Source organism: Streptomyces sp. NPDC056527 (assembly GCF_042794475.1).
GTDB lineage: Bacteria > Actinomycetota > Actinomycetes > Streptomycetales > Streptomycetaceae > Streptomyces.
Window position 1 is genome coordinate 32,999 of sequence record NZ_JBHTTQ010000026.1, and the last position, 13,316, is coordinate 46,314.

Annotated in this window: 12 protein-coding genes; 3 read left to right on the forward strand and 9 right to left on the reverse strand. The window is 72.3% G+C overall.

Annotated features, from left to right (window positions below; genetic code table 11):
* Window positions 1-200: 200 nt before the first annotated feature.
* Window positions 201-2,072: a translation elongation factor 4 gene (gene lepA, locus ACFQ7Q_RS15820; protein ID WP_383554796.1), complete on the reverse strand. Its 1,872-nt coding sequence runs from the start codon at window positions 2,070-2,072 to the stop codon at window positions 201-203.
* 185 nt (window positions 2,073-2,257) lie between these two features.
* On the opposite strand from lepA, the gene rpsT reads away from it, so the two are divergent.
* Window positions 2,258-2,524, forward strand: a complete 267-nt coding sequence (gene rpsT, locus ACFQ7Q_RS15825) for a 30S ribosomal protein S20 (RefSeq protein ID WP_137989361.1) — start codon at window positions 2,258-2,260, stop codon at window positions 2,522-2,524.
* A gap of 377 nt (window positions 2,525-2,901) precedes the next feature.
* Here rpsT and holA read toward each other — a convergent pair whose 3' ends face one another.
* Window positions 2,902-3,888 (reverse strand): DNA polymerase III subunit delta, encoded by a 987-nt coding sequence (gene holA, locus ACFQ7Q_RS15830; RefSeq protein ID WP_383554799.1) that lies wholly within the window; start codon window positions 3,886-3,888, stop codon window positions 2,902-2,904.
* Window positions 3,889-3,921: 33 nt separating this feature from the next.
* Here holA and ACFQ7Q_RS15835 point away from each other — a divergent pair, with 33 nt between their 5' ends.
* The gene (locus ACFQ7Q_RS15835; protein ID WP_383554802.1) at window positions 3,922-4,182 is read left to right on the forward strand and encodes a hypothetical protein; all 261 of its coding nucleotides are present in this window, start codon (window positions 3,922-3,924) and stop codon (window positions 4,180-4,182) included.
* 12 nt (window positions 4,183-4,194) lie between these two features.
* Here the strand turns inward: ACFQ7Q_RS15835 and ACFQ7Q_RS15840 are convergent, their stop codons facing one another.
* Entirely contained in the window at window positions 4,195-5,025 is an 831-nt protein-coding gene (locus ACFQ7Q_RS15840; RefSeq protein WP_383554804.1) for an arylamine N-acetyltransferase, read from the reverse strand.
* Window positions 5,026-5,148: 123 nt separating this feature from the next.
* Here ACFQ7Q_RS15840 and ACFQ7Q_RS15845 point away from each other — a divergent pair, with 123 nt between their 5' ends.
* A complete protein-coding gene (locus ACFQ7Q_RS15845) occupies window positions 5,149-5,631 on the forward strand; it encodes a pyridoxamine 5'-phosphate oxidase family protein (protein ID WP_383554806.1) in 483 nt (160 codons plus the stop codon).
* A gap of 23 nt (window positions 5,632-5,654) precedes the next feature.
* Here ACFQ7Q_RS15845 and ACFQ7Q_RS15850 read toward each other — a convergent pair whose 3' ends face one another.
* From ACFQ7Q_RS15850 to ACFQ7Q_RS15875, 6 genes are all read right to left on the reverse strand, one after another.
* The gene (locus ACFQ7Q_RS15850) at window positions 5,655-6,911 is read right to left on the reverse strand and encodes an MFS transporter (protein WP_383554809.1); all 1,257 of its coding nucleotides are present in this window, start codon (window positions 6,909-6,911) and stop codon (window positions 5,655-5,657) included.
* Window positions 6,912-6,920: 9 nt separating this feature from the next.
* A complete protein-coding gene (locus ACFQ7Q_RS15855) occupies window positions 6,921-7,562 on the reverse strand; it encodes a winged helix-turn-helix domain-containing protein (protein ID WP_383554812.1) in 642 nt (213 codons plus the stop codon).
* A gap of 43 nt (window positions 7,563-7,605) precedes the next feature.
* Window positions 7,606-10,062, reverse strand: coding sequence for a ComEC/Rec2 family competence protein (locus tag ACFQ7Q_RS15860; protein ID WP_383554815.1), 2,457 nt, complete (start codon window positions 10,060-10,062; stop codon window positions 7,606-7,608).
* Window positions 10,059-11,120, reverse strand: coding sequence for a helix-hairpin-helix domain-containing protein (locus ACFQ7Q_RS15865; protein WP_383554818.1), 1,062 nt, complete (start codon window positions 11,118-11,120; stop codon window positions 10,059-10,061). The genes ACFQ7Q_RS15860 and ACFQ7Q_RS15865 overlap by 4 nt, the downstream gene beginning before the upstream one ends.
* Window positions 11,121-11,228: 108 nt before the next feature.
* Window positions 11,229-12,074, reverse strand: a complete 846-nt coding sequence (locus ACFQ7Q_RS15870) for a DegV family protein (protein WP_383554820.1) — start codon at window positions 12,072-12,074, stop codon at window positions 11,229-11,231.
* A gap of 216 nt (window positions 12,075-12,290) precedes the next feature.
* Window positions 12,291-13,076, reverse strand: a complete 786-nt coding sequence (locus ACFQ7Q_RS15875) for a hypothetical protein (RefSeq protein WP_383554823.1) — start codon at window positions 13,074-13,076, stop codon at window positions 12,291-12,293.
* Window positions 13,077-13,316 lie beyond the last annotated feature (240 nt).

Genomic DNA, 13,316 nt, shown 5'->3' on the forward strand with positions numbered 1-13,316 from the left:
GCGGTGCGTTCTGGCGGTGCGTTCCTGCGTGCTAACTGGCGAGTAACCTACGAGCCGCGATCAGAGTAAGGCGCCGGGGTCCGGCGCGTAAGAGGCTGCGGGCCGCCTCTTCATACCCGGTTCATAACGAACGGGCCCCGCGCTGTTCGCACGTGAGCCCGTTCGATGTATCTGTCAGCTGATTGGCCGATTACTGACGATCACTTCTTGGACTTGCCGCCCGCGGAGTCATCGCTCGACAGCACGGCGATGAAGGCCTCCTGCGGGACCTCCACGGAGCCGACCATCTTCATCCGCTTCTTGCCTTCCTTCTGCTTCTCCAGCAGCTTCCGCTTACGGGAGATGTCACCGCCGTAGCACTTGGCGAGGACGTCCTTGCGGATGGCGCGGATGGTCTCGCGGGCGATCACCCGGGAGCCGATCGCGGCCTGGATCGGCACCTCGAAGGCCTGCCGCGGGATGAGCTCGCGCAGCTTGGCGACGAGCCGCACGCCGTACGCGTACGCCGCGTCCTTGTGGGTGACCGCCGAGAAGGCGTCCACCTTGTCGCCGTGCAGCAGGATGTCGACCTTGACCAGGCTGGAGGCCTGCTCGCCGGTGGGCTCGTAGTCGAGGGAGGCGTAACCGCGCGTCTTGGACTTCAGCTGGTCGAAGAAGTCGAAGACGATCTCGGCGAGGGGGAGGGTGTAGCGGATCTCCACCCGGTCCTCGGAGAGGTAGTCCATGCCGAGCAGCGTGCCGCGGCGGGTCTGGCAGAGCTCCATGATCGCGCCGATGAACTCGCTCGGGGCGAGGATCGTGGCGCGCACGACGGGCTCGAAGACGTCGTTGATCTTGCCTTCGGGGAACTCGCTCGGGTTGGTGACCGTGTGCTCGCTGCCGTCCTCCATGACCACGCGGTAGACCACGTTGGGGGCGGTGGCGATCAGGTCGAGACCGAACTCTCGCTCCAGCCGCTCCCGGATGACGTCCAGGTGCAGCAGACCGAGGAAGCCGACGCGGAAGCCGAAGCCGAGGGCCGCGGAGGTCTCCGGCTCGTAGACCAGCGCGGCGTCGTTGAGCTGCAGTTTGTCGAGCGCGTCACGCAGGTCCGGGTACTCCGAGCCGTCCAGCGGGTAGAGGCCCGAGAACACCATCGGCTTGGGGTCCTTGTAGCCGCCGAGCGCCTCCGTGGCGCCCTTGCTCAGGGAGGTGATCGTGTCACCGACCTTGGACTGGCGGACGTCCTTCACACCGGTGATGAGGTAGCCGACCTCGCCGACGCCGAGACCGTCGGACGGCGTCATCTCCGGGGACGAGACACCGATCTCGAGCAGCTCGTGGGTGGCGCCGGTCGACATCATCTTGATGCGCTCGCGCTTGTTGAGCTTGCCGTCGACGACACGGACGTACGTCACGACACCGCGGTAGGAGTCGTAGACGGAGTCGAAGATCATCGCGCGGGCGGGGGCGTCGGCGACGCCGACGGGGGCCGGCACGCTCTCGACGACCCGGTCGAGCAGCGCCTCGACACCGAGACCCGTCTTGGCGGAGACCTTGAGCACGTCCTCGGGCTGGCAGCCGATGAGGTTGGCGAGCTCCTCGGAGAACTTCTCCGGCTGCGCGGCGGGCAGGTCGATCTTGTTCAGCACGGGAACGATCGTGAGGTCGTTCTCCATCGCGAGGTACAGGTTCGCGAGGGTCTGCGCCTCGATGCCCTGGGCCGCGTCGACGAGGAGGACCGTGCCCTCGCAGGCCGCCAGGGACCGCGAGACCTCGTAGGTGAAGTCGACGTGCCCGGGGGTGTCGATCATGTTGAGGATGTGGGTCTTGCCCTGGCCCGCGCCCTCGGTGGGCGCCCAGGGAAGACGGACCGCCTGGGACTTGATCGTGATGCCGCGCTCGCGCTCGATGTCCATCCGGTCGAGATACTGGGCACGCATCTGCCGCTGGTCGACCACCCCGGTCAGCTGGAGCATCCGGTCGGCAAGCGTGGACTTGCCGTGGTCGATGTGCGCGATGATGCAGAAGTTGCGGATCAGCGCCGGGTCGGTACGGCTCGGCTCGGGCACGTTGGTAGGAGTCGCGGGCACGCAGGGTCTCGTCTCGGGGCGATGGTCGGATCGATACGTAGGCTCCATGGTCCCATGAGTGAGCGGCTCCGCTCGGTTTGGGCAGAGGTTAGACCCCCTGATATCGTGGACAGCTGTGTCTCGTACGCCCTCTCAGCGAAGAGGCACACCTCAGAAACAACACCGAACCTGAAAAGGCTCTTTTCGTGGCGAACATCAAGTCCCAGATCAAGCGGAACAAGACGAACGAGAAGGCGCGCCTGCGCAACAAGGCCGTCAAGTCCTCGCTCAAGACCGCGATCCGCAAGGCCCGCGAGGCCGTCGCCGCGGGTGACGTCGAGAAGGCCGTCGTGGCTTCTCGCGCCGCCTCCCGCGCGCTCGACAAGGCTGTCTCGAAGGGCGTCATCCACAAGAACGCCGCCGCCAACAAGAAGTCGGCGCTGGCCACCAAGGTTGCCGCTCTGCAGGGCTGAGCCCTCTGATGTAACGCCGGACGGGACCCAGCGGGCCCTCTCTCCCGCTCCCAACCGGCCCCCGGACTCGTACGCGACACGCGTTCGCCACGCGTGTACGAGCCCACCAGCCGTACGACAAGGCCCCGCGCCCTCCTTCCCCAGGAGAACGCGGGGCCTTCGTCGTGGAACGCCCCGGAAACCATTCCCAGCCGGCCGGGCTCACGGACCCGGGGAAGCCACTGCACCCCGGCGGAGCCACGTGCCGCCGGTGTGGTGTGACGCTGCCGCTGGTCGCGGGGCGGAGTCTCTGGTCCTCGGCCGACCGCCGCCAGCCCCCGGCAGGGTTTCGGGTAGGGGCGGGGTGGGGGATCAACCGCGCCCCCACCGACCCGCGGCTACCGCCGCAACCGCGCCGCCCGCGCCACCGCGACAACCGCCTTCTCCAGCGCGTACTCCGGGTCGTCCCCCCCGCCCTTCACGCCCGCGTCCGCCTCCGCCACCGCCCGCAGCGCCAGCGAGACCCCGTCCGGCGTCCAGCCCCGCATCTGCTGTCGCACGCGGTCGATCTTCCACGGCGGCATCCCCAGCTCCCGCGCGAGATCGGCCGGCCGCCCGCCCCGCGCGGACGACAGCTTGCCGATCGCCCGCACGCCCTGCGCGAGCGCGCTCGTGATCAGGACCGCCGGGACGCCGGTCGACAGCGACCAGCGCAGCGCCTCCAGGGCCTCCGCCGCCCGCCCCTCCACCGCGCGGTCCGCGACATTGAACGACGACGCCTCGGCCCGCCCCGTGTAGTACCGCCCGACGACCGCCTCGTCGATCGTGCCCTCGACGTCCGCCGTCAGCTGCGACACCGCCGACGCCAGCTCCCGCAGGTCGCTGCCGATCGAGTCGACCAGCGCCTGGCACGCCTCGGGCGTCGCCGAACGCCCCAGCGCCCGGAACTCCTGCCGTACGAACGTCAGCCGCTCCGCCGGCTTCGTCGTCTTCGGGCAGGCCACCTCCCGCGCGCCCGCCTTCCGCGCCGCGTCCAGGAGCCCCTTGCCCTTGGCGCCGCCCGCGTGGAGCAGGACGAGGGTGATCTCCTCGAAGGGCGCGTCGAGGTACGCCTTGACGTCCTTGATCGTGTCCGCGGACAGATCCTGCGCGTTCCGCACGACCAGGACCTTGCGCTCGGAGAAGAGCGAAGGGCTCGTCAGCTCCGCCAGCGTCCCGGGCTGGAGCTGATCGGAGGTGAGGTCCCGTACGTCCGTGTCGGCGTCGGCTGCCCTGGCGGCCGCCACCACCTCCTGGACGGCGCGGTCGAGGAGCAGGTCCTCCTGGCCCACGGCGAGCGTGACGGGGGCGAGGACGTCGTCGGTCGAATTCTTCCTGGTGGCCATCGCTTCCCAGCATCCCACGGGCCACTGACAGCCATGCCCGAGAATGGCGGGGTGAGCGAACGACACGTACTGGTACTGCCCGACCGCGACGCCGCCGAGGAGGTCGCCGAAGAACTGCCCGCCCGCTTCGCCGTCGCCGAGGAGCCTCAGCTCGTACGGGACGCGCTGGCGGGCGAGGACGACGCCGAGGACGCGCAGTGGCTGGTGGTCGTCGAGGACCCGCAGGGCCGGCTCGACTCGGCGGCACTGGACGCGCTGGCCGCCGAGTACGAAGGCTGGCTGGAGGCCCCGTGACCGGGGTCACGCCTACGAGGCACCCGCGGCTTCCGCGGTCCGCGCGGACCGCGCCGGAGGCACGGGCAGCTCGCTGAGCTCGATGCCGAACCGGTCGCGGTACACCGCCCGCACCTCCTCCTCGCGCTCCAGCATCCTCTCGGTCCGCTCGCCGTTCGCGTGCGTGACCAACTTCAGGCCGCTGAGGGTGATCCGGCCCTCCTCGGTGAGCCGGGAGCAGATGAGGGACCGGGTGAAGTGCGAGTCCGGGGAGGTGCGGTGGTACCAGGCGCCCGCCGTGAAGTCGCCGAGCACGCGCGACCGCGTCTCCAGCCGAAGGTGCGGTTTGCCGTTCCGCAGCACGTCCAGATCGCCGTCCTCGGTCTCGGCGATACGGAACGTACCGCCCGGATCCGTCTGATCGCCCCGCTCGTCCAGCGCGAGCGGGAAGTGGCTGTGGTCGCCGAACCCGACGTCCGCGAGCCACCGTTCCCCGTCCAGTTCCACCAGCACTGCCATGTGGTCGTACGGGATGCCCAGTCGGCCGCCCGGGCCGAAGCCGCGCCCCTGAAGAAGCGTGACGGTGTAGCCGAGTTCGCGCAGGAGGACGGCGAAGGTGGCGTTGATCTCGTAGCAGAACCCGCCCCTGCGGGCTCCGACCACCTTGTCGAGCAGCGGCTTCTCCTCCAGGACGATGTCCTCGCCGAGGTGGATCGACAGGTTCTCGAAGGGAACCGTTCTCAGGTGCCGCAGCTGCAGATCGCGCAGGGCCGCCAGGTCGGGGCGTTGCGGGCGCGTGGCTCCGATGCGGTGCAGATAGGCGTCGACGACCGCGTCCGGGACCGGCTGGGTTTCAGTAGTCATGCCGAGAGTGTGCCGGGCTCATACCGAGAGTGTGCCGGGCCTCCGTCCGATCACCCATGAGGCTCTGGTCCTAGGCCCGTTGCCCGAGGTGCTGGTCCGGTCCCCGCCGCTACCGTGCGAGCCATGAGCGATCTTGAACCGCCCCGCCCCCGCGCCGAACGCAAGCAGCACGTCCTCACCAGGCTTCAGCAGGACGAGGACCTCTGGGCCGCGACCGCGTCCGCCCACGACGAACCGTGCCTGGTGCCGCTGTCCTTCGTCTGGGACACCGACGCGCAGGACGGCCGGCTCGACGAGGGAACCCTGCTGCTCTGCACGAAGCGGAACAACCCCACGGCCCGCAACCTCACCCCGAGCGGCGAGGTCCGCCTCAGCCTCGGCCACACGCGTGACGTGGTCCTGATCGAGGGAACGGCCGAGAAGGTGGAGGGCTCCGACCTGCCGAAGGCATCCGCCGATGCCTTCGCGACCAAGCTGGCCTGGGATCCCCGCGACCGGTCCGCCTGGGTATACCTCCGGGTCACCCTCAGGTCGGTGAAGGCCTGGCGCGAGGTGAACGAACTGCCCGAGCGGGAGCTGATGCGCGACGGCGAGTGGCTGGTCTGACCTGCGCTCCTCTCCCGTCGGCCTCAGGCCGCGGGCACCGGATCCTGCGCCGGCGCGGGTAGTTCACGGGTCCGCGGCAGCGGCGAGGGCAGCAGCCACAGCACGGCGAGTACGGCTCCTGCGGTGGCGACCCACAGTGTCGGCCGCAGCCCGACGGCCGCGCCGAGCAGGCCCCCGACCAGCGCACCCACCGGACGGAACCCGTGGTTGAGGGTGCGGTAGGCACCCATCACCCGGGCCCGGACGACGTCGGGTATCAGCGCCATCTGGAAAGACCCGGCCGCGATGTCGACGACCATGACGGCCGCGCACGAGAGGAACTCGGCCGTGAACAGCAGGCCGACCACCAGGAGCGTCGGCCCCTCCGCGAGCGGTATCAACAACAGCGGCACGGTGAAGCCGAGGAAGCCGACGACGATGGACGGGCCGATGCCGAAGCGGCGTACGACCGCACCGCTGGCCGCGGCTCCGATCAGCCCGCCGACGGCCCCCGCGCCGAGGACGGCGCCGAGCACGCCCGCGCTCAGGCCGAGTTCGGTCGTGGCGTAGAGCACGAACAGGGTGTGGAACATGTAGTTGAAGAACTGGATCGTCCCGGAGGCCGCGAACAGCGCCCGCATGGACTCGTTGCGGACGACCCAGCGCAGGCCCTCGGTGAAGTGGCCCTTGGCGACCGGGGAGGGCGGCGGTTCCACGGGCTCGATCCGGGCCAGGTAGCCCGCCGAGAGCAGGTACGTGAGGGCGTCGGCGAGCAGGGCGAAGGGCGCGGTGAGGAACTGCACGAGCAGACCGCCCGCCCCTGGCCCCGCCAGCCACGACATCGAACGGCTGCCGTTGACCAGTGAGTTCGCCTGTACATAGCGCTCGGTCGGGACCAGCGCCACCAACAGCGTCACGTTGCACGCCTCGAAGAGCACCGTCAGGGCGCCCACCCCGAAGGCGACCGCGTAGAGCTGGCCCAGGGTGAGCATGTCGAGCAGGTACGCGGCCGGGAGCGTCAGGAGCAGGGCCGCCCGCCCGAGGTCGGCGGCGATCATGGCGCGCCGGCGGCGGGCCTGCCGGTCGGCCCAGGCTCCCAGCGGAAGGTTGAGCAGCAGCGCGGGCAGCAGTTCGGCGGTCTTGAGCCAGCCCATCTCCGCCGCGTCGGCGCCGAGCACGAGCACGGCGGCGAGCGGGATCGCGATGAGGGAGATCTGGTCCCCGACGAGCGAGATGGTCTGGCCGGTCCAGTAGCGCCGGAAGGACCGCTCACGCAGGAGCGCGGGTATGCGTTCCGCCATTCTCATTCCTCACCTCTCGCTGTCGCCGTCATGAAGCTCGGGAATCTCGTCGGGGATCTCACGGTCCAGGTACGCGATGCGCAGCACGCTGACGGGCCTGGCCCCTTCGGGCCGCAGCGATGCGTCGGACTCCCGGCCCTCGTACGGCCGCAGCAAGTCGTCGACCCGCCGGCCGAGGGCGGCCAGCTCGTCCGGCGTGAGGTAGAGCAGGGAGTCGCCGAACATCTCGGCCTCCCGCCACTCCCGCGGCAGCCGGTGCCGGTCCTCCATGGCACGCAGGACCCGCTCGAAGTACCGCTCGGCCACCGCGGTGCTCAGCGCGTCCGCCGCCTCCGCGACCGTGGCGTCCTCGCTGTCCCCCGGCCAGGCGGTGTACCGGGCCGTGGCGCGCCACGGCTTCTCCCGCCCCCGCCCGCCGGGCGCCACCTCCACCAGGCCGTACTTCGCGAGTATCCGCAGGTGGTACGAGCAGCTGGCGACCGATTCCCCGGTGAGTTCGGCGGCCCGGGTGGCGGTGAAGGGACCGCTCCGCCGCAGCAGACCGACCAGCGTCATCCGTGTCGGGTGGGCGTAGGCCCGCAGGGCGCGGGGGTCCGTGAGGCTGATACTCCGGGGCTGCTCGTCGTCGCCTTGCTTCATCGGCTTCTCCATGATGTAAAGCTATCTATAGAAAGACTTCTTTACAAGGATTTCTTTACAAGCGTCGCCCGGTCGGCACGGCCACAAGATCCCGGCCCGCCCCGGTCACCGCGATCGCTCCGTCCCGGTCCGTCCGCAGCACCTCCGCACCCCCCTCCCGCAGCGCCTCCACCGTCCGGGGCGAGGGGTGCCCGTACGGGTTCCCGCTCCCGGTCGACACCAGCGCCAACCGTGGCCGGACCGCACGTATCAGCCCGGGGTCCTGATGCGCGGAGCCATGGTGGGCGACCTTGAGGACGTCCACCGGCGCCAGCCCGGGGTATGCCCTCAACAGGCGCTGCTGGGCAGGAGGTTCGAGGTCGCCGAGCAGCAGCAGGCTCAGCCCGCCCGTCGTCCGCACGAGCAGGGTGACGCTCGCGTCGTTCGGCTCTGACGCCTCCGGCTCCACCGCCCCGGGGGCCCCGCGCGGCCACAGCACCTGCCATTCCAACGAGCCCAGGCGCCGCCGCTCCCCGGGCCCGGCCCGGACCATCGGAACCCCGGCCGCCGTGGACGTCCGCCGCACGAACGCCGCCTGCCCCCGCGGCTCTTCGAGCCCCGTCGTCTGGATCGCCCCCACCGACCGCCCTCGCAACACCCCGGGCAGCCCGGCGACATGGTCCGCGTGGAAGTGGGTCAGCACCACCAAGGGGATCCGGCGGACCCCGAGGTCATGGAGGCAGCGGTCCACCAGAGCCGGATCGGGCCCGGCGTCCACGACCACGGCCGCGTCCCCGCCCGCCGCGAGCACGGTCGCGTCACCCTGGCCCACCTGGCATATCGCGAACACCCAGCCCGGCGGCGGCCATCCGGTGACCACCCGGGTCAGCGGCGGTGGCCTGACCACCGCGAGGAGCAGCAGTGCGACGCAGCCCGCGGCCATCCGCCGCCGGTACGGCAGCCCCCACGCCCCAAGCACCACCAGACCGAAGAGACCCGCCAGCAGCAACCCGCCCCACCAGCCACCCGGCCAGTCCGTCTCCGCACCCGGCAGCGCCGCTCCGGTGCGGGCCACCCCCGCGATCCACCCCGCGGGCCAGGCCGCGATCTCCGCGACCGACTCGGCCGCCGGCAGCCAGACCGGGGCGAGGGCCAGCGCGGCGAACCCGAGGACCGTGGCCGGGGCGACGGCCGGCTCCGCCAGCAGGTTGGCGGGGATCGCGACCAGGCTCACCCGTGCCGCGAAGACCGCCACGACGGGCGCGCAGACCGCCTGCGCCGCCAGGGCGGCGGCCAGCGCCTCGGCGAGCCTGCCCGGCACTCCGCGCCGCCGCAGTGCCTCGCTCCAGCGCGGAGCGATGGTGAGCAGCGCCCCGGTGGCCAGGACCGAGAGCAGGAAGCCATGACTCCGCGCCAACCAGGGGTCGTAGAGCACGAGCATCAGCACCGCCGCCGCGAGCGCGGGGATGAGGGATCTGCGGCGCCCGGTACCGATGGCGAGCAGAACGACGAGGCCGCAGGCCGCGGCCCGCAGCACGCTCGGATCGGGCCGGCAGACGATGACGAAGGCGAGTGTGAGAGCTCCGCCGATCAGAGCGGTGGACCGCAGCGGGATGCCGAGCCGGGGCGCGAGCCCGCCGCGCTCGACCCTCATCGCGGCTCCCGGCCGACCGACCAGGAGCAGCAACACGACCGTGAGATTGGAACCTGACACTGCCAGAAGGTGCGTGAGGTCGGTCGCCTCGAAGGCGTCGCTCAGCTCCGGACCGATCCGGGACGTGTCTCCGACGACCAGTCCGGGCAGCAGGGCCCGGGCGTCGGGTTCGAGGTCCTCCGTGGCGCGCCGCAGCCCCGCCCTCAGTCTCCCGGCCGTGCGCTGCACGGCGCTCGGAGCCCCCGTGATCCGTGGCGGCCCCGCCCCGTCGACCCGCAGCACCGCCGCCATCCGGTCCCCCGGCCGCGCCGGGGGCGCGAGCCGCCCCGTCAGGCGCAGCGCGGTCGACGGCAGCAGTCGAAGCCACGCCCGCTGCGCGTCGCCGGCGGGCACGATCACCAGGATCGGTGTCCTGATGCGGTGGACCGCTCCGCCGGGCGCCTCGACGCGGTTCACCTCTCCGTTCAGGACGACGGAGACCGGCGCCGTCCGATCGCCCCGGACCCGGGGCCGGGTCAGTCGCGGATCGGAGGTGACCGTCACTTCCGCGCCCACCCGGGCGTACTCCCCGGCGAGGCCCGGTAGGGGTCCACGCCTCAGATCCGCCGCGTGCAGCCCGCCCGACGCGGCACCGGCCGCGGCGCAGAGCAGCGCCGCCGCGATCGCGGTGACCCTCAGCCGCCCACCGGGCCGTCCTCGGACCACCGTCGGCAGCATCGCCGCCCCCGCCAGACAGGCGAGCACGCCCGCGACCACCCACCACCCGGTGGCGCCCACCGCCAGCGCGGCCGCTCCCCAGGCCGCCAAAGCGGGTGGCACGAGTCGAAGATCCGCAGGGCCCTCCTCGTCCGCACCGCGCGGCGCGCGGCGCTCGCTCATGGCCGCACCAGCGGAGCGAGTTCGGCGAACCGCCGCTCGCCGATCCCGGTGACCTCGCGCAGCTCGGCGACCGACCGGAATCCGCCGTGCTCCAGACGGTGGTCGACAATGTGCTGCGCGAGTACGGGCCCGACCCCGGGCAGCGTGTCCAGCTGCTCCACGGTCGCCGAGTTCAGACTCAGCGGCCCCGCTCGGACACCGGCCGTGCCCGCGCCGCCCCCGCCCACGCCCGGGCCGAGGGCGTTCGGCACCGCCGGCAGGCCGACCACGACCTGTTCGCCGTCCATGAGGACGCGGGCCCGGTTGAGTCCGGTGACGTCGGTGCCCGGCTTGACCCCTCCGGCCGCGCGCAGCGCGTCCGCGACCCTCGATCCGCCGGGCAGGGTCAGCACCCCGGGCCGTCGCACCTTGCCGCTCACATCGACCACGACTTCCGGCGGAGGTGGTGGTGCCGCGGCCGGCGGCTCCGCCGACACCACGGCGGACGCCCCGCTCTCCGGCAGCGGCGCGGCGCTCACGATCTCCGGCGCCCGGACGGCTTCCGGCCGCCCGGCCCAGAAGTAGCGTCCGGCGAACCCCGCGGCCACGATCAGGACCACGGCCAGCGCGGCCAGCGTCCTCGGTTCGAGGCCGCACCTCGACCGCACCCATACCGGCAGCCGGTCGCTCAGCGCGAGCCTGAGCCGCTCCCACCTCCCGGGCGCGGCTTCCGCTTCCCGCGCTCCGGGCGGAGCCGCGACCTCCGACGTGCCCCATTCCCCGGCCGGTGCGGGCTCGGCGGGCGCGGCCGCGGAGGGGAAGAGCGCCTCGCCTCGTCGTCGTACGGCGGCACCGTTCGCCGCGACCGCGCGTCTCCCGCGCGCCCGTCCCCGCGCCCGCCCAGGAGGCGATCCCCGCCCGCCGACGCGGGTCCTCCCGTCCGAACCGGGCCCGCGGCCAGGACCGCTGGACGCACTCGTCCTCCTCACCGAGGACGTGGCCGCCGACGTCGTCGCGCTCCGTGCCGCCTCGTCCGTGCGTGCGGTGTTGCCTGCTGCGGTGTCTGTGTGAAGAGCCATGGACAGGACGGTAGGCACATCTGTCCGAACCCGCTCAGACGCCTCAATTTCCGTGGATGAGTGCTCAGTTGTGGAAAAACCCGTCACTCACACGAGGGATCGAACGCGTCAGCGGGGCGAGACCACGACGGCGAGCAGCCCGGGGCCCGTGTGCGCGCCGATCACCGCGCCCACTTCGCTGACCTGCAGCTCGGCGATGCCCGGCACCCGTTCCCGCAGCCGGTCGGCGAGGACGGCGGCCCGCTCGGGCGCGGAGAGATGGTGCACCGCGATGTCCACCGCGCCGGAACCCGCCCGTTCCACCGCGATCTCCTCGAGGCGGGCGATCGCCTTCGAGGCCGTCCGCACCTTCTCCCGCAGATCGATCCGTCCCCCGTCGAGCTGGAGCAGCGGCTTCACCGCGAGCGCGGAGCCGAGCAGGGCCTGCGCGGCACCGATCCGCCCGCCCCTGCGGAGATAGTCCAGGGTGTCGACGTAGAAGAACGCGGAGGTTCCGGCCGCCCGCTTCTCCGCGGCGGCGACCGCCTCGTCGAGGGATCCGCCCGCGTCCGCGGCCTCGGCCGCCGCGAGCGCGCAGAAGCCGAGCGCCATCCCCACCATCCTGGTGTCGACCACGCGGACCGGGATGGGGGCGCCCTTGGCCGCCAGCACGGCGGCATCGTACGTACCGGAGAACTCGGCGGAGAGATGCAGCGAGACGACGCCCCGCGCGCCCGCCTCTGCGGCCGCGCGGTAGGTCTCCGCGAAGACGTCGGGGCTCGGCCGTGAGGTGGTCACGGACCGTCGCTTCTGGAGCGCCTGGGCCAGTGAGCGGGCCGAGATCTCGGTCCCCTCCTCGAGGGCCTGGTCGCCGATGACGACGGTGAGCGGGACCGCGGTGATGCTGTGCCGCTCCATCGCCTGGGGTGGCAGGTAGGCCGTGGAATCGGTGACGATCGCGACATGCCGGGACATGAGCGGGAGGTTACCTGCCGAGGCCGCCGCATGGCAGCCCGGCCCTCGCTCGGTGATCGTCCGGACCGCCCTCGCCGGCCCCGCGCCCTCCCTCACCGGCCACGGCAACGCCCTGCCACACCCGCGACCGCCGGGCGGACACGGCCTGAGCCGGCGCGTCGGCCCGCCTGAACCCCGGCACGTCGGCCGCGCGCCCCGCGGGGCGGATCGGCGGTGTCAGTTGGTGGTCTCGGGCCGCGCCGACTTCTCCCACGGATACGCGGCAAGGCGCGGATCGCGCGCCGTGATCGCCGGCGGCGGCTCCTGCTGCCCCTGGGCCTGGGCCCCGGCGGCCTGCGCATCGGGGCGCGGACCGGCCTCCGCCTCCGCGGGCCACACCTGCCCCCGCTCGGCTCCCGGGGCGGCGGCGCCGGCGTCGGGCCACGAGAAGTCGCCCGGCGCGGAGTCCTGCGCGGCGGGCTCCGACCAGTGCCGCAGCGCGCCCGCCTCCACGTCGATCTGCTGGCTCAGCGAGGACAGGTCGTCCTCCGCGAACTTCCGCGCGCGGTCCCTGGCCGCCCAGCGGAGCGAGTCCGCGGACTGCGTGATCTGCTCGGTCCGCGCCCGCAGGTCGGTGAGCTGTCCGGCGACCCGCGAGCGGTCCGGCTCCCGCTCCAGGCGCTTGAGGTCCTCGTCCAGCTCCTGGCCGTGGGCGCTCAGCCGGCGGAAGAGGTCGAGGGACTCCCTGAGCGAGGCGTCCTCGGCGACGCCCGCCTGCAGGGCGTCCTGGGTCGCGCGCATCGACGTGCGCAGCGAGAGCCGCAGCTGGGCCAGCTCACCGGCGACCCCGCCCTGCCCGTAGCTCTTGGCGCGCAGAGTCGTGTCCTCGACCGTGCGCCGGGCCTGGTTGATCGTGCGGTCGACACCGCGCTTGGCGGCCTTGACCACCTTCACGGTCGCGTAGACCCCCAGCGCCACGAAGGCGAAGAAGAGCAGAGCCATGATCACAATCGCGGCTTCCATGTCCGCCCCTCCGGCGTGGGTCGAGTTCCCTCGGTTGTCGTTCTTCCACGGTAAACGGAACGGGCAGGCCGAGGGTTCCATCGGAACCCTCAACCTGCCCTTAGGGGATGCCCCCTATACCTCCGTGGGCGCCCGGGCCCGCCGGGGGGGGGGGGGCCCCCCCCGGCGGCCCGGGTTTGAAACCGAGGGGGGGGGGCGCACACCCAGCGGGTATCCGCGCCCCCCCCCCCCCCCCCCCCC

Excerpts from the sequence above, each read along its gene's own strand:
- holA (WP_383554799.1), bottom strand. The coding sequence starts at position 3,888 with ATGGCCACCAGGAAGAATTCGACCGACGACGTCCTCGCCCCCGTCACG.
- ACFQ7Q_RS15835 (WP_383554802.1), top strand. The coding sequence starts at position 3,922 with ATGCCCGAGAATGGCGGGGTGAGCGAACGACACGTACTGGTACTGCCC.
- ACFQ7Q_RS15840 (WP_383554804.1), bottom strand. The coding sequence starts at position 5,025 with ATGACTACTGAAACCCAGCCGGTCCCGGACGCGGTCGTCGACGCCTAT.
- ACFQ7Q_RS15845 (WP_383554806.1), top strand. The coding sequence starts at position 5,149 with ATGAGCGATCTTGAACCGCCCCGCCCCCGCGCCGAACGCAAGCAGCAC.
- ACFQ7Q_RS15850 (WP_383554809.1), bottom strand. The coding sequence starts at position 6,911 with ATGGCGGAACGCATACCCGCGCTCCTGCGTGAGCGGTCCTTCCGGCGC.
- ACFQ7Q_RS15855 (WP_383554812.1), bottom strand. The coding sequence starts at position 7,562 with ATGGAGAAGCCGATGAAGCAAGGCGACGACGAGCAGCCCCGGAGTATC.
- ACFQ7Q_RS15860 (WP_383554815.1), bottom strand. The coding sequence starts at position 10,062 with ATGAGCGAGCGCCGCGCGCCGCGCGGTGCGGACGAGGAGGGCCCTGCG.
- ACFQ7Q_RS15865 (WP_383554818.1), bottom strand. The coding sequence starts at position 11,120 with ATGGCTCTTCACACAGACACCGCAGCAGGCAACACCGCACGCACGGAC.
- ACFQ7Q_RS15870 (WP_383554820.1), bottom strand. The coding sequence starts at position 12,074 with ATGTCCCGGCATGTCGCGATCGTCACCGATTCCACGGCCTACCTGCCA.
- ACFQ7Q_RS15875 (WP_383554823.1), bottom strand. The coding sequence starts at position 13,076 with ATGGAAGCCGCGATTGTGATCATGGCTCTGCTCTTCTTCGCCTTCGTG.